The sequence below is a fragment of the Thauera sp. SWB20 genome, from assembly GCF_000831325.1.
GTDB lineage: Bacteria > Pseudomonadota > Gammaproteobacteria > Burkholderiales > Rhodocyclaceae > Thauera > Thauera aminoaromatica.
Window position 1 is genome coordinate 174,780 of the sequence record NZ_JTDM01000015.1, and the last position, 21,810, is coordinate 196,589.

At 70.4% G+C, this 21,810-nt stretch carries 19 protein-coding genes; 13 read left to right on the plus strand and 6 right to left on the minus strand.

Annotated features, from left to right (window positions below; translation table 11 throughout):
• The first annotated feature begins 220 nt into the window (after positions 1-220).
• From dusB to hemF, 5 genes are all read left to right on the plus strand, one after another.
• Entirely contained in the window at positions 221-1,261 is a 1,041-nt protein-coding gene (gene dusB, locus PO78_RS06885) for a tRNA dihydrouridine synthase DusB (protein WP_012585015.1), read from the plus strand.
• On the plus strand, positions 1,258-1,494 hold the full coding sequence (locus PO78_RS06890) for a helix-turn-helix domain-containing protein (RefSeq protein ID WP_004308706.1): 237 nt from the start codon (positions 1,258-1,260) through the stop codon (positions 1,492-1,494). The genes dusB and PO78_RS06890 overlap by 4 nt, the downstream gene beginning before the upstream one ends.
• Before the next feature lie 46 nt (positions 1,495-1,540).
• Positions 1,541-3,130: a bifunctional phosphoribosylaminoimidazolecarboxamide formyltransferase/IMP cyclohydrolase gene (gene purH, locus PO78_RS06895; protein ID WP_004308704.1), complete on the plus strand. Its 1,590-nt coding sequence runs from the start codon at positions 1,541-1,543 to the stop codon at positions 3,128-3,130.
• Positions 3,131-3,164: 34 nt separating this feature from the next.
• Complete coding sequence (gene purD / locus PO78_RS06900) at positions 3,165-4,445, plus strand: phosphoribosylamine--glycine ligase (protein ID WP_004308702.1); 1,281 nt, start codon at positions 3,165-3,167, stop codon at positions 4,443-4,445.
• A gap of 133 nt (positions 4,446-4,578) precedes the next feature.
• The gene (gene hemF, locus PO78_RS06905) at positions 4,579-5,487 is read left to right on the plus strand and encodes an oxygen-dependent coproporphyrinogen oxidase (protein ID WP_004308701.1); all 909 of its coding nucleotides are present in this window, start codon (positions 4,579-4,581) and stop codon (positions 5,485-5,487) included.
• Between the two features lie 73 nt (positions 5,488-5,560).
• On the opposite strand, the gene PO78_RS06910 is transcribed toward hemF, so the two are convergent.
• The 4 genes from PO78_RS06910 to hemC all read right to left on the minus strand — a co-directional run bounded on the left by PO78_RS06910 (position 5,561) and on the right by hemC (position 10,013).
• On the minus strand, positions 5,561-6,754 hold the full coding sequence (locus PO78_RS06910; RefSeq protein ID WP_004308699.1) for a heme biosynthesis HemY N-terminal domain-containing protein: 1,194 nt from the start codon (positions 6,752-6,754) through the stop codon (positions 5,561-5,563).
• A 10-nt stretch (positions 6,755-6,764) separates the two neighbouring features.
• On the minus strand, positions 6,765-8,243 hold the full coding sequence (locus PO78_RS06915) for a uroporphyrinogen-III C-methyltransferase (RefSeq protein WP_012585014.1): 1,479 nt from the start codon (positions 8,241-8,243) through the stop codon (positions 6,765-6,767).
• A gap of 10 nt (positions 8,244-8,253) precedes the next feature.
• Complete coding sequence (locus tag PO78_RS06920) at positions 8,254-8,988, minus strand: uroporphyrinogen-III synthase (protein ID WP_043742968.1); 735 nt, start codon at positions 8,986-8,988, stop codon at positions 8,254-8,256.
• Between the two features lie 92 nt (positions 8,989-9,080).
• Positions 9,081-10,013, minus strand: coding sequence for a hydroxymethylbilane synthase (gene hemC / locus PO78_RS06925; protein WP_004308695.1), 933 nt, complete (start codon positions 10,011-10,013; stop codon positions 9,081-9,083).
• A 257-nt stretch (positions 10,014-10,270) separates the two neighbouring features.
• Between hemC and ppc the strand changes: the two genes are divergently transcribed.
• A complete protein-coding gene (gene ppc, locus PO78_RS06930; protein ID WP_004308693.1) occupies positions 10,271-13,033 on the plus strand; it encodes a phosphoenolpyruvate carboxylase in 2,763 nt (920 codons plus the stop codon).
• Positions 13,034-13,039: 6 nt separating this feature from the next.
• On the opposite strand, the gene PO78_RS06935 is transcribed toward ppc, so the two are convergent.
• Entirely contained in the window at positions 13,040-13,834 is a 795-nt protein-coding gene (locus PO78_RS06935) for a LytR/AlgR family response regulator transcription factor (RefSeq protein WP_043742873.1), read from the minus strand.
• Positions 13,831-14,940, minus strand: a complete 1,110-nt coding sequence (locus PO78_RS06940; RefSeq protein WP_043742875.1) for a sensor histidine kinase — start codon at positions 14,938-14,940, stop codon at positions 13,831-13,833. The genes PO78_RS06935 and PO78_RS06940 overlap by 4 nt, the downstream gene beginning before the upstream one ends.
• A 96-nt stretch (positions 14,941-15,036) precedes the next feature.
• Between PO78_RS06940 and argH the strand changes: the two genes are divergently transcribed.
• From argH to PO78_RS06975, 7 genes are read left to right on the plus strand one after another with little or no spacing between them, the layout of a single operon-like run.
• Positions 15,037-16,494 carry an argininosuccinate lyase gene (argH, locus tag PO78_RS06945; protein ID WP_004311463.1) on the plus strand — a complete coding sequence of 486 codons (1,458 nt, stop codon included), beginning with the start codon at positions 15,037-15,039 and terminating at the stop codon, positions 16,492-16,494.
• A 16-nt stretch (positions 16,495-16,510) separates the two neighbouring features.
• Entirely contained in the window at positions 16,511-17,806 is a 1,296-nt protein-coding gene (locus PO78_RS06950; protein ID WP_012585011.1) for a protein kinase domain-containing protein, read from the plus strand.
• A complete protein-coding gene (locus PO78_RS06955) occupies positions 17,803-18,726 on the plus strand; it encodes a fructosamine kinase family protein (RefSeq protein WP_004311466.1) in 924 nt (307 codons plus the stop codon). Before PO78_RS06950 ends, PO78_RS06955 begins: the two co-directional genes overlap by 4 nt.
• Before the next feature lie 21 nt (positions 18,727-18,747).
• Entirely contained in the window at positions 18,748-19,500 is a 753-nt protein-coding gene (locus PO78_RS22800) for a hypothetical protein (protein ID WP_156147786.1), read from the plus strand.
• 6 nt (positions 19,501-19,506) lie between these two features.
• On the plus strand, positions 19,507-19,794 hold the full coding sequence (locus tag PO78_RS06965; RefSeq protein ID WP_004311471.1) for a hypothetical protein: 288 nt from the start codon (positions 19,507-19,509) through the stop codon (positions 19,792-19,794).
• Between the two features lie 11 nt (positions 19,795-19,805).
• The gene (locus PO78_RS06970) at positions 19,806-20,663 is read left to right on the plus strand and encodes an HprK-related kinase A (RefSeq protein WP_012585009.1); all 858 of its coding nucleotides are present in this window, start codon (positions 19,806-19,808) and stop codon (positions 20,661-20,663) included.
• Positions 20,660-21,763, plus strand: coding sequence for a nucleotidyltransferase domain-containing protein (locus tag PO78_RS06975; RefSeq protein WP_004311474.1), 1,104 nt, complete (start codon positions 20,660-20,662; stop codon positions 21,761-21,763). Before PO78_RS06970 ends, PO78_RS06975 begins: the two co-directional genes overlap by 4 nt.
• Positions 21,764-21,810: the final 47 nt, after the last annotated feature.

Consider the following 21,810-nt stretch of genomic DNA (forward strand, 5'->3'; position numbering starts at 1 on the left):
CGCCGCGCACTGCAGCAGTTGCCCTTTCGCACTCACCGCCCCCTGCCTCCGCGCACACCACGACACGCAGAGCGCGCCACGCCCGACGCACCATCCGTCGTGCGCCCGACAGGCGCCTCCAGGGAGCTGCGCAGCATCAGCGTGTTGCACACGCGCCCCAACAAGCGCACGGCCAGGATCGATAGGGTAAAATGCTTTGTTTCCCCTCGTCCTTCCAACCATGCAGTTTGCCGGCTTCACCCTGCGCAACAACCTCTTCGTCGCCCCCATGGCCGGCGTGACGGACCGCCCCTTCCGCCAGCTCTGCAAAAAGCTGGGCGCAGGCGTCGCCGTATCCGAGATGGTCACCTCCAATTCGCTGCTCTACGGCAGCGAGAAGACCCGCCGCCGCGCCGACCATACCGGCGAGGTCGATCCGATCTCGGTGCAGATCGCCGGCGCCGATCCGGCGATGATGGCCGAAGCCGCGAAGTTCAACGCCGACAACGGCGCGCAGATCATCGACATCAACATGGGCTGCCCGGCCAAGAAGGTGTGCAACGTGATGGCCGGCTCGGCGCTGATGCAGGACGAGCCGCTGGTCGCGCGCATCCTCGAGGCCGTAGTCAAGGCGGTGCCCGATACCCCAGTCACGCTCAAGTTCCGCACCGGCTGGAACCGCGCCAACAAGAACGCGCCGACGATCGCGCGCATCGCCGAGGAGTCCGGCATCCGCGCCATCGCCATCCACGGCCGTACCCGGGCCGACCAGTACATGGGCGAGGCGGAGTACGACACCATCGCCCACGTCAAGACCCTCGTGAACATCCCGGTGATCGCCAACGGCGACATCGGCAGCCCGCAGAAAGCCAAGCACGTGCTCGACTACACCGGCGCCGACGGCGTCATGATCGGGCGCGCGGCGCAGGGCCGGCCGTGGATCTTCCGCGAGATCGAGCATTTCCTCGCCACCGGCGAGCTCCTGCCGCCGCCGCTGGTGAGCGAGATCCACCAGGTGTGCCGCGAGCACCTCGCCGACCTCTACGCCTTCTACGGCGACGACCGCGGCGTCAAGATCGCGCGCAAGCACATCTCCTGGTACACCAAGGGCCTGGTGGGCTCGGCGGCCTTCCGCCGCGCGATGAACCAGATCCCCGACATTCCCGCCCAGCTCGCCGCGGTGGACGACTTCTTCGGCCAGCTCGCCGAGGCCGGCGCCCGCCTGAGCTACGAGCACGAGCGCGCGCCGCACGCCGAATATCCGCAGGAACTCGCAGCATGAGCCGCAGCAACGAGATCGCGGACGCCGTCGTCCGCACCCTCGACCAGTATTTCCGAGACCTCGACGGCGAGAAGCCGGCGGCGATCCACGACATGGTGATCCGCAACGTCGAGCGTCCGATGCTGGCCTTCGTCCTCCAGCAGGCCAGGGGCAACCAGACCGTGGCCGCCGAGATGCTCGGCATCAACCGCAACACGCTGCGGCGCAAGCTGACCGAATACGACCTGCTCTGAGCGAGTGCTTCCCCTTTTCCTCCATCCTTCCGCTTCCGGCCCAACGATGAACGTGACCCAAGCCCTGATCAGCGTCTCCGACAAACGTGGCGTGCTCGACTTCGCCCGCAAGCTCTCCGCGCTCGGCATCAAGCTGCTGTCGACCGGCGGCACCGCCAGCCTGCTGCGCGAGGCCGGCCTGCCGGTGACCGACGTCTCCGAGCACACCGGCTTCCCCGAGATGCTGGACGGCCGGGTCAAGACCCTGCACCCGAAGGTGCATGGCGGCATCCTCGCCCGCCGCGATCTCGCCGAACACATGGACACCATCGCCGCCCACGACATCGGCCGCATCGACCTGGTGGTGGTCAATCTCTACCCCTTCCAGCAGACCGTGGCCAAGCCCGACTGCACGCTGGAAGACGCGATCGAGAACATCGACATCGGCGGCCCCACCATGGTGCGCGCCGCGGCCAAGAACCACGGCAACGAGCAGGGCGGCGTCGGCATCGTCACCGACCCCGAGGACTACGGCTGCATCATCGAAGAGCTCGAGGCCAACGCCGGCAAGCTCAGCCACAAGACCCGCTTCGCGCTCGCGGTGAAGGCCTTCACCCACACCGCGCGCTACGACTCGGCGATCTCCAACTACCTCACCGCGCTCGTCACCAACGAGGCCGGCGACGTGTCGCTGCAGACCTATCCCGAGCGCCTGCAGCTCGCCTTCGACAAGGTGCAGGACCTGCGCTACGGCGAGAACCCGCACCAGACCGCGGCCTTCTACCGCCAGCCCGGCGCGGCCGAGGGCGGCGTGGCCGGCTACACCCAGCTGCAGGGCAAGGAGCTGTCCTACAACAACATCGCCGACGCCGACGCGGCCTGGGAATGCGTGAAGGCCTTCGACGGCTCGGCGGCGGCCTGCGTCATCGTCAAGCACGCCAATCCCTGTGGCGTGGCCGTCGCCGCCAGCCCGCTCGAGGCCTACAAGAAGGCCTTCTCCACCGACCCCACCTCGGCCTTCGGCGGCATCATCGCGTTCAACGGCGAGGTCGACCGTGCCGCGGCCGAGGCCGTTTCGGCACAGTTCCTCGAGGTGCTGATCGCGCCGTCCTACACCGCCGACGCGCTCGAGCTGCTCGCGAGCAAGAAGAACGTGCGCGTGCTCACCTGCGCGCTCGGACAGCCTGCCGGTGCCTTCGACTACAAGCGCGTCGGTGGCGGCCTGCTGGTGCAGAGCGCCGACGAGGCCCGCATCCAGATCGCCGACCTCAAGGTCGTCACGAAGCGGGCGCCGACGGAAGCCGAGATGCGCGACATGCTCTTCGCCTGGCGCGTGGCCAAGTACGTCAAGTCCAACGCCATCGTGTACTGCAAGGACGGCATGACCATCGGCGTCGGTGCCGGCCAGATGAGCCGCGTCGACTCGGCGCGCATCGCCAGGATCAAGGCCGAGAACGCCGGTCTGCAGATCGCCGGCTGCGTGGTCGCCTCGGACGCCTTCTTCCCCTTCCGCGACGGCCTCGACGTGCTCGCCCAGGCGGGTGCGACCGCGGTGATCCAGCCCGGCGGATCGATGCGCGACGAAGAGGTGATCGCGGCAGCCAACGAGCAGGACATCGCCATGGTGTTCACCGGCTTCCGTCACTTCCGTCACTAAGAACGACCACCCCAGCAGAGCTTCGGAGCAGCACATGAAAGTCCTCGTCATCGGTTCCGGCGGCCGCGAACACGCGCTGGCCTGGAAACTTGCCCAGTCGCCCAAGGTCACCCGCGTGCTGGTGGCGCCGGGCAACCCCGGCACCGCTGCCGAAAAGCTGCTGCAGAACGTTCCCGTCACCGACATCAAGGTGCTGGTCGAGCTCGCCAAGCACGAGCACGTCGCCTTCACCGTGGTCGGCCCCGAGGCGCCGCTGGCGGCTGGCGTGGTCGATGCCTTCCGCGCCGCCGGCCTGCCGATCTTCGGTCCGACCAAGGCCGCCGCCCAGCTCGAGAGCTCGAAGGACTTCGCCAAGCAGTTCCTCGTCCGCCACAACATCCCGACCGCGAAGTACCAGACCTTCGCGGATGCCGCCGCCGCACACGCCTACGTCGACGCCGAGGGTGCGCCGATCGTGATCAAGGCCGATGGCCTGGCCGCGGGCAAGGGCGTGGTGGTGGCGATGACGGCCGACGAGGCGCACGCCGCGATCGACATGATGCTGCTCGACAACCGCATGGGCGATGCGGGTGCGCGCGTCGTCATTGAGGAGTTCATGGAGGGCGAGGAGGCCAGCTTCATCGTCATGGCCGACGGCAAGCACGCGCTCGCGCTCGCCACCAGCCAGGACCACAAGCGCCTGCACGACGGCGACCAGGGCCCCAACACCGGCGGCATGGGCGCCTACTCGCCCGCCCCGGTGGTCACCCCCGACGTGCATGCGCGCGTGATGCGCGAGGTCATCAACCCGACGCTGACCGGCATGGCCGCCGAGGGCCTGCCCTACACCGGATTCCTTTACGCCGGGCTGATGATCGACGGCGAGGGCAAGCCGCGCGTGGTCGAGTTCAACTGTCGCATGGGCGATCCCGAGACGCAGCCGATCATGATGCGTCTGAAGACCGATCTCGCCGATCTGATCGAAGCCGCCATCGCCGGCAAGCTCGACCAGACCGAGGCCGAGTGGGACCGCCGCTTCGCGCTCGGCGTCGTGCTCGCCGCTGCAGGCTACCCGGAGAGCCCGCGCAAGGGCGACGTCATCACCGGGCTGCCCGCCTCCGAGCAGGAGGACGTGCATGTCTTCCACGCCGGCACCGCGCTGCAGGACAGCCAGGTCGTCACTGCCGGCGGGCGCGTGCTGTGCGTGACCGCGCTCGGCGACAACGTGCGCAGCGCGCAGAAGCGCGCCTACGAGGTCGCCGACGGCATCGTCTTCGAAGGCCGCCAGTACCGCCGCGACATCGGCCACCGCGCGATCGGCCGCAAGACCGCCTGATCGCCGGGCGCCGTGCAGGCGCCCCATCGCCGTCTCCGCCTCCGCGAGCGACGGCGTAGCTCTCACCCAGCGCCGACGTCCGCGCGCGAAGCTCTCGCGGGGCGCTGGCGCGCCAATGCCACGGAGGTCCCGCATGGATCCACGCAGCGTCAAACCCTGGTTCACCGAGCTGCAGCGCCACATCGTCGAGCGCCTCGAGGCCTTCGACGGCCAGGCCTTCCGCAGCGACGGCTGGGACCGCCCGGGCGGTGGCGGCGGCCTCACCCGAGTGATCGAGGACGGCAATTTCTTCGAGCGCGGCGGGGTGAACTTCTCGCACGTGATGGGAGACGGCATGCCCGCCTCGGCCACGGCGCATCGCCCCGAGCTCGCCGGCCGCCGCTTCGAGGCCATGGGCGTGTCGCTGGTGCTGCATCCGCGCAATCCGTATTGCCCCACCGTGCATATGAACGTGCGCTGCTTCGTCGCGCTGGCCGAAGGCAAGGATCCGGTGTGGTGGTTCGGCGGCGGCATGGACCTGACGCCCTACTACCCCTTCGAGGAGGACGTGCGCCACTTCCATCGCAGCTGCAAGGCGGCGGTGCTACCCTGGGGCGGCGAGGCCGAATACGCCCGCCTCAAGGACTGGTGCGACCGCTACTTCTTCCTCAAGCACCGCAACGAGCCGCGCGGCGTGGGCGGGCTGTTCTTCGACGACCTCGGCGCCGACGGCAAGACCGGTTTCGACACCGCCTTCGGCCTCACCAAGGCGGTGGGCGAGGCCTTCCTGGGTGGGTACCTGCCCATCGTCGAGCGCCGCCGCGACATCCCCTACGGCGAGCGCGAACGCGACTTCCAGGCTTACCGGCGCGGCCGCTACGTCGAGTTCAATCTCGTCTTCGACCGCGGCACGCTGTTCGGCCTGCAGTCGGGCGGACGCACCGAATCCATCCTGATGTCGATGCCGCCGGTGGTGAAATGGCGCTACGACTGGCGCCCGCAGGAGGGCTCGCCCGAGGCCAGGCTGTACGAGGAATTCCTCGTCCCGCGCGCTTGGGCCTGATTTGTCGGATCGCGAGCAGCGGACAAAAAAACGGGGCCTCGCGGCCCCGGGATCTCTCTGCGTGATTCTTCGCTCAGGCCAGCGCGCCGACCGCCATCTTCTCGGCCGCGGCGCGGTAGTGGCGCTGGGACTCGTCACGGCGCTCCAGGGTCTCGAAGAGATGCGCGAGCGCCAGATGGGTGCCGACCTGCGGGTCGACGCTCAACGAGGCCTCGAGATAGCTCTGCGCCTTGCCCCATAGCTCCACCCGACGGCAAAGCTGGCCGAGGGCGAACAGCAGGCCCGCGTCGCGCGGCTGCTTCTCCAGCCAGGCTTCGGCCTTGTGCAGACAAGCGTTGGTGTCGTCCATGGTGTTCGCACAGCTCGCGTACAGGCGCGCCAGATCGCTGTCCCACTGCTCGTCGAGCAAGGTCTCGGTCTGCGCGCGCATGTGCATCGCCTGACCCGCGCGCGCCATCAGCGGCAGCACCTCCTTGATCAGCCCCCGGTCGGCAAGCTCCTCGGAGGGAATCTCCTGCCAGTACCCGAGCAAGGCGGACGCATCACCCACGAGCTGGCGCATGCGCTCGACGTGGGCACGACGCAGCGCGGGCGCAGCCTGCTCCGCGGTCAAAGCCTTGTGCTTGCGCAGCTGGCGCACATTGTTCACCAGCTCTTCCCAGCGCCCGAGCTCGTAGGCCACCTTGCTCTCCAGGCGCAGCATCGCGATGTGCTTTTGCCCCGTCTCGCGCAGTTGCGCCAGGCGTGCCGCCGCGAGCTCGAACTGGCGGGCATCGATGGCGAGCTCGGCCTCGGTCATCAGGCGGGCCACCTCGCTCTCCTTGCCCTGTTCGGCGGCGTGGTCCAGCCACTCGCGGTAGCGGGTGTCGTCCTGCAGGCCGTAGGCGGCGCGCGCTGCGACCAGCGCGGCCATCGGCGAACCATCGCTCGCCGAATAGGCGGTCGAGGCGGATTTGAGGGCTTCCGAGTAACGCCCCTCGAAGAGCGCCGTCACCGAGCCGTGCAGCGCCCGGTCGGCCTTGTCGCGACGCCGGCGCTCGCGCCAGCGCGCCACCCGGCCGGGCAGCTGCACGGTACGGGTCACCATGCGCAGCAGCAGGTGGATGAGGGCGACGCCCACCACCAGCACCACGATGAAGAGGTTCAGCGAAACCTGGGCCCGCCACGGCGACAGCACGACGAGAACGTAGCCGTCATTCACGCCGGCCAGCATCGTCACGCCGACGGCGAGGGCGAAGATGCCGATCAGCCAGATCAGTGCGCGCATCGTTCGGCCCTCACTGGCTCGCCGCCGGGGCGGCAGCGTCGGTCACGGAGCCCGCAGGCGCCTGCTCGGCCGGCGCAGCAGGCTGCGCCTCGGCAGCGGCAGGCTGGTTCGCCGCTCCCTGGGCTGCGGATGCCGGGGTCTCGGCAGTCGCCACGGGCGCTTCGGCAGGGGCGGACGCAGGAGCGGGCGCGGCAGCGGCTGCAGGCGCTGCCTGCGCAGGCGCGGCAGCGCCGCGCGCATCCGCGCCGCTGCGGCCAGCGCGCGACTGCACGCTGCGCAAGGCGCTGAAGGTCTCGCTCAGATCGGGCGGCGCGTAGCGCACCTTCACCGCCTCGAGTTGCTTCAACTCGCCGAGCGCGGCCTGCACCCGCTCGTCGCGCAGGTCGTAGAAACGCTCCAACCACTGGCGGGCCTGGGCAAGATCGGCTGCGTAGCTGCGGCCGTCGCGCGCCATCAGCGCGAGGCGCGCGGTGAGCAGGCGCATCTTGAGGTTCTCGCGCAGGAAGGTGTTCTGCTCGGGCGCGAGCAGCACCGGATCTTCCTGGTCGAGGCGCTCGACGCGGATCAGGGTGCGGATCTCGCTCCAGGCATCGGCCGCGACGTTCTGCGCGAAGCGCCACACACCGGCCATCCAGCCCACGAAGCCACCGCCATCGGCAGGCCCCATCTCCGCGCCCACCGCAGCGGCAGCCGGCAGCGGGCTCTCGAAGGCGAGCGGCAGCGTGTCCGCACGCTCGAGCATCAGCTCCAGGCGCAGGCTGAGGCCGGAAACATCCAGCACCGGCAGCAGGCGCAGCTCCTCGATGTCGCGCACGAGCGCACGGCGCAGGGTGGCGAGCTGGCCGCGATCGTGGATCGCCAACCGGGCCTCGGCCTCCTGCAGGCCGATCAGCGCGGCCTCGACGTTGCCCGCGATCTGCAGCTGCTGAGAGGCCAGCGCGACGGCCTGCTCGACTTCGGCGAGCACGCCGTCCTCGCGGCTGCGCGAGAACTCCTGGTAAAGCGCCTCGAGCGCCTCGGCCTGGCCCTGTGTGGTCTCGACCCTGGATTCGAGCGCACCGAGCTTGCCCTGCAGCGAGGCGATGACCTCCTGCTGCTGGCGCATCATCCCGCGCGCCTCGGTGGCGATGGTCTCGCCATCGGAGAGACGGCTGGCGACCTCCGCGCGCAGCTGTCCCGTCTGCAGGCGCATCTCGCGAGCCTGCCAGATCGACCAGCCGGCCACGCCGACGGCGATCAGCGCCAGCAGCAGCGCCCACCACGCGGCGGGACTGCGAGCGGGCTGCTCCTCGGCGGCGTTCGCCGTTCGTGCGGCGGGGGCGACCGGATCGCCCTCGCTCGCAGCGCCGCGCGCCGCGGGATCCACCTCGGCTGCGGGCGGTGCCTCGGGCACGCCCACCTCCTCGATGACGGGTCGGGTCTCCTCCGGGGCCGGCGATGCGGACGTCGCCGGCGGCGGCTGGGTCAGAGCGGGATTTTCTTGTCTCATGGTTCCACGTCTAGGCAAAATGGCTTTCTAGGGCCTGCATCAAACCGTCGTCTCCGGCCGGCGTCTCGACCACCCGTTCGAAACCGGCCGCACGCGCCTGCGCGACGATGCGCGGGTGCGCGGCGAACACCGTCACGGCGCGCAGGGCGGCGAGCCCCTCCGTGCCGAGCATGCATTCCAGATTGCGTACGCCCTCGCTGCTGGTCAGCAGCAGGCCGTCGAGCTCGCCCCGCGCCGCTGGCCCGAGCAGCAGCGCGGGATCGGCCTCGGGACAATGGCGTCGGTAGCAGGTGACATATTCCACGCTCGCGCCGCGTTCGCGCAAGGTGTCGGCGAGCAGTTCGCGGCCGCCGTCGCCACGGAAGATCAGCACCTTGCGCCCGCGCACCGCGTCGGCGGCGAATTCGGGCAGGGCGATCACGGCCTCGCTGTCGAAACCGTCCTGCGGCGCGATGACGTTCGCGAAGCCCCAGTCCTGCATCACGCGCTGGCTGCCCTTGCCCACGGTGGCGACACGCAGGCGGGCGGGCCAGGTGCGCTGCGGCAGGATCGCGCGCATGGCGTGGTCGACCGCGTTGGGGCTGACGAAGAAGGCGAGGTCGAACTCGTCGAGGCGGCCAACGATGGCCTGCAGCGGCGCCGGATCGAGCGCCGGACCGACCGCGATCACCGGAAAGCGCAGCGCACGCCCGCCGGCGGCCTCGAGGCGGGCGCACAGGCTTTCGGCCTGCTCGCGCGGGCGCATGACGACGAGGGTGCGCCCGGCGAGGGGACGCACGGACCGGAGATCGGAAGCTGCCGCCGGGGTCGTCACCGCGCGCCTCCCTTGCCGTCCGCTCAGCCGAGCTCGGCGAGGATCGCTTCCGCGCCCTGCGCCCGCAGGTCGTCGGCGAGCGCGCGCCCGAGCGCCTCGGCCTCGGCCGGCGCGCCCTCGCGTTCGGCGCGCACGATGGTGCTGCCGTCGGGGCGCGCGACGAAGCCGCGCAACCACAGCCGCCCCTCGCGCATCACCGCGTAGGCGCCCAGCGGCACCTCGCAGCTGCCGGCGAGCGCGCGTGCGACCGCGCGCTCGGCGAGGACGCACGCGGTGGTGTCGGCATCGACGAGCGGCTGCAGCCAGCCGATCACGTCCGCGCGCGCGGACAGGCATTCGATGCCGAGCGCGCCCTGCCCGGCCGCGGGCAACGAGACCTCGGCCGGCATCACCGAGCGGATGCGCTCGCCCAGGCCGAGCCGCGTGAGGCCGGCGGCGGCGAGGATGATGGCGTCGTACTGGCCCTCGTCGAGCTTGCGCAGGCGGGTATCGAGGTTGCCACGCAGGCTGGTGACGCCGAGGAAGGGATACTGCGCGTGGATCTGCGACTCGCGGCGCAGCGAGGAGGTCCCGACCACGGCACCCGGGGGCATGTCGGCGAGGCTCTCGTAGCGGCTGGAGACGAAGGCGTCGAGCGGGACCTCGCGCGCGGTGATGCAGGGCAGCGCGAACTCCGGCTCCATCACCATCGGCACGTCCTTCATCGAATGCACGGCGATGTCTGCGCGGCCGTCGAGCAGCGCGGTCTCGAGCTCCTTGACGAACAGCCCCTTGCCGCCGACCTTCGCGAGCGGACGATCGAGGATCTGGTCGCCACGCGTGGTCATGCCGAGCAGCTCGACCCGGCAGCCGGGGTGGAGCGCCTCGAGGCGTGCCTTGATGTGCTCGGCCTGCCACAGGGCGAGACGGCTCTCACGGGTTGCGATGACGATGCGCTCGGGGCTGCTTTGACTCACGATCGGGATTCACCTGGAAAAACGGGGGCACAGGTGCGGAGGCGACGGGCGCCAGGATGATGCATCGCAACATGACAGAATGCTGAATGCGTCCGCACGACTGGGCGCATTCTAGCACGCGGGCCGGCCGCGCCGCCTCCCACCGGGCAGCCGGCGCGAAAGACGGCAGCACCGGGGATCGACCCGAAACGGGCAGGAAAGCGACCCGCTTGCGGTAAGCTCCGCTCTCCCCTCCAATCGAATTCCGAAACGAAAGAATGAACCAAGACAAGGACGCCCCCCTCCGCGACGACATCCGCCTGCTCGGCCGCCTGCTCGGCGACACCGTGCGCGACCAGCAGGGCGAGGCCGCATTCGGCCTCATCGAACGCATCCGCCAGAACTCGGTGCGCTTCCGCCGCGACGACGACATCGCCGCGCGCCGCGAGCTGGAGGACATCCTCGACGCCTTGTCACGCGAGCAGACCATCCAGGTGGTGCGCGCCTTCAGCTATTTCTCCCACCTGGCCAACATCGCCGAGGACCAGCACCACATCCGGCGCTCGCGCGCGCACCTGATCGCCGGCTCGGCACCGCGCGAGGGCAGCCTGGCGCACGCGCTCGAGCGCGCGCTCGACAGCGGTGCGGCCGACCCCGCGGCGCTGGCCGGCTTCTTCGACGGCGCGCTGGTGTCGCCGGTGCTCACCGCCCACCCCACCGAGGTGCAGAGGAAGAGCATCCTCAACTGCGAGACCGTGATCGCGCGGCTCCTGGACGCGCGCGACCGCATGCAGCTCACCCCCGAGGAGGCCGAGGCCAACGACGAGGCGCTGCGTCGCGCGGTGCTGACGCTGTGGCAGACGCGCATGCTGCGCACCGCCAAGCTGTCGGTGATCGACGAGGTCAACAACGGCCTGTCCTACTTCGAGACCACCTTCCTGCGCGAACTGCCACGGCTCTACGCCAGCCTGGAGGACCGCCTCGCCGCCGCCGACCGGGCGCTGGGCACGCCCGAGCTCGCCGCCTTCGTGCAGGTGGGGAGCTGGATCGGCGGCGACCGCGACGGCAACCCCTTCGTCACCGCCGAGGTGCTCGAGCGCGCGCTCGCCATGCAGTGCGCGGTCGCGCTCGGGCATTATCTGGACGAGTTGCACATCCTGGGCTCGCAGCTCTCGCTCGGCATCGGCCTGGTCTCGGCCTCCGATGCCCTGCTCGCGCTTGCCGAGGCCTCGCCCGACCACTCGCCGCATCGCAGCGACGAGCCCTACCGGCGCGCGATCTCGGGCATCTACGCGCGCCTGGCCGCCACCTACCGCAGCCTGCTTGGCCACGACCCGCTACGCCACGCGGTCGCCGCCGCCCAGCCCTACCCGAGCGCGGCCGCGCTCGCCGAGGACCTCGAGGTGCTGCACCGCTCGCTCGCCGCCAACGGCTCGGGCGCGCTCACGCGCGGGCGGCTGCGCCACCTGCGCCGCGCGGTGAAGGTGTTCGGCTTCCATCTCGCCCCGCTCGACCTGCGCCAGAACTCGGATGTGCACGAACGCACGGTCGCCGAGCTGCTCGAACGCGCCTGCCCCGGCACCGCCTATGCCAGCCTCGACGAGGACGCGCGCTGTGCGCTGCTGCTCGAAGAACTCGCCACCGCGCGCCCGCTCGCCTCGCCGCACGTCCGCTACACGGACGAGACCGAGGGCGAGCTGGCGATCTTCCGCGCCGCCCGCCAGGCCCACCTGCGCTACGGCACGGCGGCGATCCGCAACTGCATCATCTCCAAGACCGACGACGTCTCCGACCTGCTCGAACTCGCGGTACTGCTGAAGGAGGCGGGCCTCCTGCGCCCGCTCGAGAACGCGCTCGACGTGAACATCGTGCCGCTCTTCGAGACCATCGGCGACCTCGAGAACGCCGCCGGCGTGATGGCGCGCATCTTCTCGATCCCCGCCTACCGCGGACTGCTCGAAGCGCGCGACCACACCCAGGAGGTCATGCTCGGCTACTCCGACAGCAACAAGGACGGCGGCTTCCTGACCTCGGGCTGGGCGCTCTACAAGGCCGAGGGCGAGCTGGTCGAAACCTTCGCGCGCCACGGCGTGCGCCTGCGCCTCTTCCACGGCCGCGGTGGCTCGGTGGGCCGTGGCGGCGGCCCGAGCTACCAGGCCATCCTCGCCCAGCCCGAGGGCGCGGTGCAGGGGCAGATCCGCCTCACCGAACAGGGCGAGGTGATCGGCGCCAAATATGGCAATCCGGAAGTCGGCCGGCGCAACCTCGAGGTGCTGGTCGCCGCCACGCTCGAGTCCAGCCTGCGCCCGGCCAGCGCCAGCCCGACGCCGCCCGCCTTCCTCGACGCCATGCAGGCGCTCTCGGACGCGGCCTTCGCGGCCTACCGGGGCCTGGTCTACGAGACCGAGGGTTTCGAGCGCTACTTCTGGGAGTCGACCGTGATCAGCGAGATCGCGGCGCTCAACATCGGCAGCCGCCCGGCCTCGCGCAAGAAGAGCACCGCGATCGAGGACCTGCGCGCGATCCCCTGGGTGTTCAGCTGGTCGCAGTGCCGGGTGATGCTGCCGGGCTGGTACGGCTTCGGCAGCGCGGTGCGCGATTTCCTCACCGCCAACCCGGACGACGGCCTGGCGCTCTTGCAGCGCATGAACATGGAATGGCCCTTCTTCCAGACCCTGCTGTCGAACATGGACATGGTGCTGTCCAAGACCGACCTCGCGATCGCCAGCCGCTACGCCGAGCTGGTCAAGGACGCGGCGCTGCGCGACACGATCTTCGGGCGCATCCGCGCCGAGCACCAGGCCACGGTCGGGGCGGTACTGCGGATCACCGGCCAGAGCGAGCTGCTCGACGCCAACCCGCTGCTCAAGCGCTCGATCCGCAACCGCTTCCCCTACCTCGACCCGCTCAACCACGTCCAGGTCGAGCTGCTGCGCCGCCACCGCGACGCCGCCGAGGCGGGCGGCATCGACGAGCGCATCCGGCTCGGCATCCACATCTCCATCAACGGCATCGCCGCGGGCTTGCGCAACAGCGGCTGAGCCGTCTTACAGGCCGAGCGCCTGCCGCACCGCCGGCCACTGCCGCCGGCTCACCGGCAGACGCTCGGGCAGATCGCGCAACAGCACCTCCCAGCGCGGCTCGGCCTCCTTCTGTCCATCCCGCTCCGCTGCCCGCTCCACACCCGCCACCGCGGCGAGCGCGACCAGGCAGTTGCGGTGCAGGCGCAGGAAACTGCGCGGAAACTCCTGCTCGATCTGCACCAGCGACTCGTCGAGCACATACTCGCGCGCCGCGGTGCGCGCGGTGACGTACTTGAGCTCGGCACGCAGATAGAGCACCTCGGCCACCGGCACCAGCAGAATGCGGCCGCACTCCGCGACACTGAAGTGGCGACGCGCGCGCGTCGCCAGCGTGGCCAGCACGTCGGCCGCCGGCGGCGCGCGGCGCGCGCGTACGCGCTCGAGCGCCGCGGCCAGGCGCTGCGCGCGCACCGGCTTGAGCAGGTAATCCACCGCGGCGAGCTCGAAGGCCTGCACCGCGTACTGGTCGTAGGCGGTCACGAAGACCAGCGCCGGAGGCGCCGGCAGGCGGGCGAGGTGGCGGGCGAGCTCCACGCCGTCCATCACCGGCATGCGGATGTCGGCCAGCACCACGTCCGCCGCCGCGGAGTCGAGCAGTCGCAGTGCCTCGACGCCGTTGGCGGCCATGCCGACGATCGCGTTGGGCTGCTGCCCGGCGACGTCGCCGAGCAGGTCGCGCAGGCGCGCACGCGCCGGCGCTTCGTCATCGACGACGAGCACGCGCAGCGCCGCAACAGCCTCAGGTGCGGTTGCGGTCATGCGGACTCCATCTCCCAGGGCAGGCGGATGCGCACCCGGTAGCGGCCATCCGCCTCGTCGATCTCCAGCCTCGCCTCGAGGTCGTGGAACAGCATCAGGCGCTCGCGGATGTTATCCAGCGCCATGCGGTTGCCGACATGGTGCAGCCCCTGCGCGGCGACCGGGTTGTCCACCTCGATGCAAAGCTCCTTGCCGTGGCGCGCGATGCGGACGATCACCTCGCCCGCGGCGGCGGCAGGCTCGATGCCGTGGTAGACGGCATTTTCGAGCAGGGGTTGAAGCAGCAGCGAAGGCATGCGGGCGCGCAGCAGTTCCGCGGGCACGCGCGTACGCCTCTCGCCGCCTTCACCACCTCGTCCGCCCTCCCCGCCTTCCCCGCCTTCCCCGTCCTCTCCCGCCTCTCCACCCCCTCCTCCAAACTCCCAGCGCACCGCGAGGCGCTCGCCGAGCCGCAGGCGCTCCAGCCCGATGTAGCGCTCGGCGAGCTCGATCTCCTCGGCCAGCGTCACGCGCTCGCGGCCGTCCTGCATCAGCGCGCGGAACAGGTCGGCGAGCTCCTCCAGCGCCTGTTCCGCGCGGCGCGGCTCGGAGCGGATGACGCCGAGCACGCCGTTCAGGCAGTTGAAGAAGAAGTGCGGCCGGATGCGCGCGGTCAGTGCGATCAGCCGCGCCTCGGCGAGCGCCGGCGACAGGCGCCGGCTGCGCCAGTCGAAATACGCCAGGCAGAGCGCAGCGGCGAGCCACGCCCAGCCCAGTGGTCGCCACCACTCCGCGGCCGGCACCGCGGCGAGCAGGCTGGCGGCGATCGCCGCCAGGCTGGCGAGCACGAGTACGACGCCGCGCCCGGCCGCGACCGGCAGCGCACTCAGCCCGGGCGCGCCGAGGTAGAGGAGCACCAGGCTCAGCAGCAGCGGCAGCTCCACCCGCCCGGCCATCAGCGCGAGCTCGTCGGCGAGCCGGGCGGGCGCATCGAGCCGGATCGCCACGGTGAGCGCGGCGAAGAGGTTCACCGCCAGCAGGACGCGCAACATCACCCCGAGGTTGCGGAAGTCGGGCAGGCCCGGCGCGCCGAGCGCCGGGGGCTTTTGCTTTATACTTTCGGCCATCTACGCGCGCCACCGCAGGCGGCGCCCCTTCCCGTAATCGTTCCATGCCGGGCCGGCAGCGCAGGGCCGGCCTTTTCCGTTTCCAACACCCCGATTATGACAGACACCACGACGCCGGCCGCCAGCGCCAACGCCCCCGCCGACGCGAGCGCCAAGGCCTGGTCCGGCCGCTTCTCCGAACCCGTTTCCGAACTCGTCAAGCGCTACACGGCGAGCGTGTCCTTCGACCAGCGCATGGCCGCGCAGGACATCCGCGGCTCGCTCGCGCACGCCAGGATGCTCGCCCGCCAGGGCATCATCGGCACGCAGGATCTCGTCGACATCGAGCGCGGGATGGCACAGATCGCCGGCGAGATCGAGCGCGGCGAATTTGCCTGGAGCCTCGACGACGAGGACGTGCACCTGAACATCGAGAAGCGCCTCACCGCGCTGGTGGGCGACGCGGGAAAACGCCTGCACACCGGACGCAGCCGCAACGACCAGGTCGCCACCGACATCCGCCTGTGGCTGCGCGACGCGATCGACCGCATCCTCGGGCTGATCGCCGAGTTCCAGTCACGCCTGCTCGAGGTCGCCGAAACCCATGCCGGCACGCCCCTGCCCGGCTTCACCCACCTGCAGGTGGCGCAGCCGGTCACCTTCGGCCACCACCTGATGGCCTACTTCGAGATGAGCCGGCGCGACGCCGAGCGCTTCGCCGACTGCCGCAAGCGCGTCAATCGCCTGCCGCTCGGCTCGGCCGCGCTCGCCGGCACCAGCTACCCGATCGACCGCGAGTTCGTCGCTTCCGAGCTCGGCTTCGACGAGGTCTGCTACAACTCGCTCGACGCCGTCAGCGACCGCGACTTCGCGATCGAGTTCTGCGCCGCCAGCGCGCTGCTGATGACCCACCTGTCGCGCCTGTCCGAGGAGCTGATCCTGTGGATGAGCCCGCGCGTGGGCTTCATCGACCTCGCCGACCGCTTCTGCACCGGCAGCTCGATCATGCCGCAGAAGAAGAACCCCGACGTGCCCGAGCTGGTGCGCGGCAAGACCGGCCGCGTCAATGGCAGCCTGGTCGCCCTGCTCACGCTGATGAAGGGCCAGCCGCTGGCGTACAACAAGGACAACCAGGAAGACAAGGAGCCCTTGTTCGACACCGCCGACACGGTCATCGACACGCTTCGCATCTACGCCGACATGATCGGCGGCATCCGCGTCAAGGCAGAGGCCATGCGCGGCGCGCTCAGCCAGGGCTATGCCACCGCCACCGACCTCGCCGACTACCTGGTGAAGAAGGGCCTGCCCTTCCGCGACGCCCACGAGGCCGTGGCGCTGGCGGTGCGCGCAGCCGAGGTCAAGGGCTGCGACCTGCCGCAGTTCACCCTCGACGAGCTGCGCATCGCCATGGCCCACGTGCCCGGCGCCGCCGAGCGCCTCGGTGAGGACGTCTTCGGCGTCCTCACCGTCGAAGGCTCGCTGGCCTCGCGCAAGCACATCGGCGGCACCGCGCCCGAGCAGGTGCGCGCCGCGGTGGCGCGCGCCCGCATCGGCCTCGGCCTCGGCCAAGGCTGAGCCCGATCCGACGCCCATGACCACAGCGGCGGCCGAGCGCATCGGCAAGTACGAGCTTCTCCGCCGCATCGGCAAGGGCGCCACCAGCAGCGTCCATCTCGCCTGGGACCCGTTCCGCCAGGTCGAGGTGGCGATCAAGCGCCTGCGCCGCGAGATCCTCGCCGATCCGCAGCGCGGCCGCCTGCTGCGTCAGCTCTTCCTCAACGAGGCCGCGCTCGCCGGCAAGCTCGCCCACCCGCACATCGTGCGCATCCACGATGCGCTGGTCACCGACGAGGATGCCTGGCTGGTGATGGACCACGTGCCCGGCGGCACGCTCGAGGACATCGCGACGCCGGCGACGCTGGCCCCCTTCGGGCGCGTCATCGAGATCGTCTTCAAGGCCACGCGCGCGCTCGACTACGCCTTCCACCAGGGCATCACGCACCGCGACATCAAGCCGGCCAACATCCTGCTGATGGCGCCCGGCGGCAGCGACATCCGCATCTCCGACTTCGGCGCCGCGCTGCACACCGCGCGCGAGACCACGCAGATCGCCGGCGTCGGCTCGCCCGCCTACATGTCGCCGCAGCAGGTGCGCGAGGTGCCGCTCGACCACCGCACCGACATCTATTCGCTCGGCGTGGTGATGTTCCAGCTCCTCACCGGCCACCTGCCCTTCGAGCAGGAGAACAGCTACAGCCTGCTCTACAGCATCGCACACGACACCCCGCCGCCGCCCTCCGAGCTGCGCCCCGAGGTACCCGAGGCGCTCGACGCGATCGTGCGCCGCGCCACCGAGAAGGACATCGAGCGCCGCTACCAGAGCTGGAGCGAGTTCTCCCACGACCTCGCGCTCGCCTTCCGCAACCGCAGCCTCGCGCTCGCCCCGGACCGCCTCGGCGACACCGGCAAGTTCGAGGCGCTGCGCACGATGCGCTTCTTCCGCCGCTTCGCCGACGCCGAGCTGTGGGAGGTGATCGGGCTGTCGCGCTTCGACCGCGCGCTCGCGGGCACGGTGATCATCAAGGAGGGCGAGCGCGGCGACGCCATCTGCTTCGTGCTCGCCGGCGAGGCGCGGGTGAGCAAGCAGGGACGCCTGCTCGAGGTGCTCAACCCGGGCGACTGCTTCGGCGAGATCGCGGTGTTCTCCACCATCTCCGGCGTGCGCTCGGCCTCGGTCGAGGCCGCCGCGGACACCGAGCTGGTGACGATTCGCGCGCGCGCGCTCGAGCGCGCCAGCGAGACCCTGCGCATGCATTTCTACCAGGCTTTCCTCGAGGTGCTGGCGACGCGCCTGTCGCAAGCCAGTGCCCGCATCGCCAATCTATGAACGAATCGCCGACGCCCCACCCCGCCCTTCCCGCCGTCGAGGCCGCCCTGCGCGCCGCCATGGGCGAGCAGCTGCGCATCGTCTCCGCCGAGCCGGTGAGCGGCGGCAGCATCCACACCGCGCTGCGCCTCCAGGACGCCGGTGGCGCACGTTTCTTCGCCAAGCTCGCCCCTGCCGCCCAGGCGCCGATGTTCGAGGCCGAGGCCGACGGCCTCGGCGCGATCGCGGCAAGCGGCAGCCTACGCACCCCGGCGGTGATCGCGCGCGGGGGGGACGAGGCCCACGCCATCCTGGTGCTGGAATGGCTCGACCTGCAGCCGCTGACCAGCGCGGCCGACGGCGCCCGCTTCGCCGAGGCGCTGGCGGCGCTGCACCGCAACGTCGGCGAGCACTTCGGCTGGCCGCGCGACAACTTCATCGGGCGCACGCCGCAGGCGAACACCGAGCGCGACAACTGGGCGCGCTTCTTCGTCGAGCAGCGCCTGCGTCCGCAGTTCGCGCGCGCCCGCGCGCAGGGCTTCGACATCGAGCTGCAGCGCCAGGCCGACCGCCTTCTCGACCGTGTCCCCGCGCTTTTCCTCGACTACCGCCCGCCCGAGAGCCTGCTCCACGGCGACCTCTGGCACGGCAACGCGGCGGTGCTCGCCGACGGCACGCCGGTGGTGTTCGATCCCGCGGTGCACCGCGGCGACCGCGAAGCCGACCTCGCCATGAGCGAGCTCTTCGGTGGTTTCCCCTCCGCCTTCTACACCGCCTACCGGCGCGCCTGGCCGCTGCACGAGGACTACGAGCAGCGCAAGCCGCTGTACAGCCTCTATCACCTGCTCAACCACCTCAACCTGTTCGGCCGCGCCTACCTGCGCGAGTCCCTTCGGCTGGCCACGCGGCTGAACGAGGAGTTGGCGCGGCGCAGGGACTGAAACGCCCCGAAGCAGGAGCGGATGCGTCGGCGTTTTTTACACTCGGCCCCGGAGCGCGATCTGCCCGCACAGCACACCTATTTTGAAATCAGCGACTTGCGTCGATTTTTCGACGCGGGCGTGATATTTGCTACGGTCTGGGCAAGGTTCATCGGAAAGACGTCGGGCGGCAGATATAATGAAATCAGGCACCAGCGGAATCAGGGATTGATGATGGACAGGATCCGGAACAACGAGACGGTCGAGCAGCGAAGGCGAGTCCTGAAGGGCGCGCTGGGTGCATCCACCGTGCTCACGCTGGGATACGGCGGTAGCGCGGCTGCGGCATCGATCGGATGCGTGAAGAACACGTACATTGAAGAAACCCCGCCTGCGAACGGTAACCAGTTTTCGTGGACCGACCCGGCGGCCATGACCGGGGTTGACGAGTGGGCCTGGAGCAAGGTCGACGTGTGGGAATGCAGCGGGAACGTGGGGGGCGTTCCGGATACGGACTTCGAGGGCTTCTCGCTCGACAACGGCATCAATTGGTACCGCGTGCCGGCGGTGGTCGGCGAAGCTCCGACGCTGATCGCCTTGGCGACGAAGAAGAGCTCGCAGTCGCCCGCGTACCCGAAGACCGCTTGGGTTTTGGCGTACTTCGACGCGAACGGCAACTTCGTCGGCAACTACCCCGCGATCACCATGCGCACCGAGCAGAATACCCCTCTGGAGGGTTCCTGCCTCGCGTCGGTGAATCCGAATGCGAAGAGTGGCTTCACCTACGGCGGCTGAACGCCGATGCAGCCGACCTCGCCGCTGGGGCCGCTGGCCTGGATCGAACGCTACTGCCCGTCCCTCGACGGGCAGTTTCTTTTTCTCGATCCGCTGCGCTGGGATACCCATCTGCTGAGCGCGGGCGCCGTGATCGTGCTGCGCGAGGCGGCGCTCGCCATCGAAGCCGGATGTTTCGAGGCCTTCCGCGCCGAGGTCGCCGCGAACGGCGGCTGGCCGGCGGGACTGGAACGCCTGGCGGTCGCGCTGACCGCGCTCGCCGAGCGCGCTGCGGGCACGGGGACCGAGGCTTGAAGGGCGGCGTGATGCAGCGCTCGATCGACCTCGGTGCGGCCAGCGTGGTGGTGCGCTCGCCGCTTCGCGAGTTCAATGCCCAGCTCGACCTGCTCTACCGCGACCATTCGCAGGCAGGGGACAGCGGCTTCGCGGACGTGCGCGTCGCGCTGCTCCCCGGGCCGCCCTGGCGCGTGTGGGGCCCGCAGGTACGCCTGTGGTCGGAGGCCTCCTGCCCCTTCGACCCCTACCCGCTCGACAGCGCCCTGCCTCTTTTCGAATGGGGCACCAACTGGCTGCTGGCGCAGCGCCTCAACGCGCATGTGCTGCTGCATGCAGGCGTGGTCGCGCGCGAGGACCGTGCCCTGATCCTTCCCGCCGCACCGGGCTCGGGCAAGAGCACGCTGACCTGCGCCCTTCACCTCGCAGGCTGGCGCTTCCTCTCGGACGAGTTCGGGGTGCTGGATACCGAATCCGGACTGCTGCACCCCCTGCTCAAGCCCGCAGCGCTGAAGAATCGCTCGATCGACATCATCGGCGGCCAGCCGGGCGCGGTCCTCGGCCCCGTCTTTGCCGGTACGCGCAAGGGCGACGTGGCGCACTTCGCACCCGACCGTGCGAGCGTAGCAGCACGCCGCCGGCCGGTCACACCCGCGCTCGTGGTGTTCCCGAGATATCGCGAAGGCGCAGCCCTGCGCTGCGAACCGGTGCGCCGGGCGGAGGCCGCGATGCGGCTGGGGCTCAACAGTTTCAATTACCGCAAGCTCGGCCCGGTCGGCTTCGACGCCATCCTCCGCCTCGCGCGCACGGCCCCCGCCTGGGAGATCGAGTATGGCGCGCTCGCCGACGCCCTCCCCTGCATCGAGCAGCTATTCGGAAAAGCCTCATGAGCACGCATCCGGCGGCCGACTGTGCCCTGCTGCTGCGCGGCCTTCACGAAGCCCTCGAGATCCCGGAGGCGCGCTGGGATCGGGTGCTGCGGCTCGCGCGCATGACCGGCCTGCATGGCCGCCTCGCCGCCGCCAACGCGGACAATCCGACCGTGTCGGAGCGGGTCCGCCGCCATCTGCTGTCGGCGACGAGGATGGCGGACTTCAGCGCGCGCATGCTCGACGCCGAGCTGCGCGACGTGGCCCCGCTGTGCGGCGGCGATTTCCCGGTGATCGCCCTGAAGGGCGGCGCCTACGCACTGCAGGCGCTCGGCTTCGCCCGCGGCCGCTTCGTCTCCGACATCGACCTGCTGGTGCCCGCACGCGCCCTGCGCACCATGGAGGCGAGGCTGCACGCCGCGGGCTGGGAGAGCGCGGCGCTGGACCCCTACGATGAACGCTACTACCGCGACTGGAGCCACGAGACGCCCCCCCTGCGCTTCCCGGGCCATTTCCTCGAACTCGACCTGCATCACGCGATCACGCCGGTGACCGGGCGGCGCCATTTCGATCCGGCGCCGCTGTTCGACGAGAGCTTGCCGATCGCCGGCAGCCGCTTCCGCGTGCTGTCGGCGCGGGACCAGGTGCTGCATGCCTGCGTGCATTGCTTCCAGGACGGCGATCTCGCCCTGCGCGTGCGCGAGATCGCCGACATCGACGGCCTGCTGCGCAGCTTCGCCGGCACGACGGGCTTCTGGCCGGGCCTCGTCGAGCGTGCCAATGCGCTCGGGCTGGGCCGTCCGCTCTGGTATGGGCTGCATTTCGCCCGCAGCTGGATGCAGACGCCGGTCCCCCAGGAGGTCCTGAGCGCCCTTCCCGGCCCCGCCGCCGTACTCCGCCGGCCGATGGAGGCCTACATCTCGCTCGCCCTGCTCCCGCCCGACCCCGATCGGCCACCCGGCCTGTCGGTGCGATTCGCGCGGCGGCTGGCACTCGCGCGCTATCACCTGCTGCGCATGCCCCTGCACATGCTCCTGCCCCACCTCGCGCGCAAGGCCTGGTTGCGCACACGCCGCCGCACACCCGACGGTGCGAATGAAAACGCCGGCGGCGGACCCTGAAAACGGGTCGGCAGCCGGCGTTCCACGACGAAGGTCGTCGCGCGGGA

Coding starts and splice junctions, on each gene's coding strand:
- dusB (WP_012585015.1), top strand. CDS start 221: ATGCAGTTTGCCGGCTTCACCCTGCGCAACAACCTCTTCGTCGCCCCC.
- ppc (WP_004308693.1), top strand. CDS start 10,271: ATGAACCAAGACAAGGACGCCCCCCTCCGCGACGACATCCGCCTGCTC.
- hemF (WP_004308701.1), top strand. CDS start 4,579: ATGGATCCACGCAGCGTCAAACCCTGGTTCACCGAGCTGCAGCGCCAC.
- PO78_RS06955 (WP_004311466.1), top strand. CDS start 17,803: ATGAACGAATCGCCGACGCCCCACCCCGCCCTTCCCGCCGTCGAGGCC.
- PO78_RS22800 (WP_156147786.1), top strand. CDS start 18,748: ATGCGTCGGCGTTTTTTACACTCGGCCCCGGAGCGCGATCTGCCCGCA.
- PO78_RS06915 (WP_012585014.1), bottom strand. CDS start 8,243: ATGAGACAAGAAAATCCCGCTCTGACCCAGCCGCCGCCGGCGACGTCC.
- PO78_RS06965 (WP_004311471.1), top strand. CDS start 19,507: ATGCAGCCGACCTCGCCGCTGGGGCCGCTGGCCTGGATCGAACGCTAC.
- PO78_RS06970 (WP_012585009.1), top strand. CDS start 19,806: ATGCAGCGCTCGATCGACCTCGGTGCGGCCAGCGTGGTGGTGCGCTCG.
- PO78_RS06935 (WP_043742873.1), bottom strand. CDS start 13,834: ATGACCGCAACCGCACCTGAGGCTGTTGCGGCGCTGCGCGTGCTCGTC.
- PO78_RS06920 (WP_043742968.1), bottom strand. CDS start 8,988: ATGCGCCCGCGCGAGCAGGCCGAAAGCCTGTGCGCCCGCCTCGAGGCC.
- PO78_RS06940 (WP_043742875.1), bottom strand. CDS start 14,940: ATGGCCGAAAGTATAAAGCAAAAGCCCCCGGCGCTCGGCGCGCCGGGC.
- argH (WP_004311463.1), top strand. CDS start 15,037: ATGACAGACACCACGACGCCGGCCGCCAGCGCCAACGCCCCCGCCGAC.
- PO78_RS06975 (WP_004311474.1), top strand. CDS start 20,660: ATGAGCACGCATCCGGCGGCCGACTGTGCCCTGCTGCTGCGCGGCCTT.
- PO78_RS06890 (WP_004308706.1), top strand. CDS start 1,258: ATGAGCCGCAGCAACGAGATCGCGGACGCCGTCGTCCGCACCCTCGAC.
- purD (WP_004308702.1), top strand. CDS start 3,165: ATGAAAGTCCTCGTCATCGGTTCCGGCGGCCGCGAACACGCGCTGGCC.
- PO78_RS06910 (WP_004308699.1), bottom strand. CDS start 6,754: ATGCGCGCACTGATCTGGCTGATCGGCATCTTCGCCCTCGCCGTCGGC.
- purH (WP_004308704.1), top strand. CDS start 1,541: ATGAACGTGACCCAAGCCCTGATCAGCGTCTCCGACAAACGTGGCGTG.
- PO78_RS06950 (WP_012585011.1), top strand. CDS start 16,511: ATGACCACAGCGGCGGCCGAGCGCATCGGCAAGTACGAGCTTCTCCGC.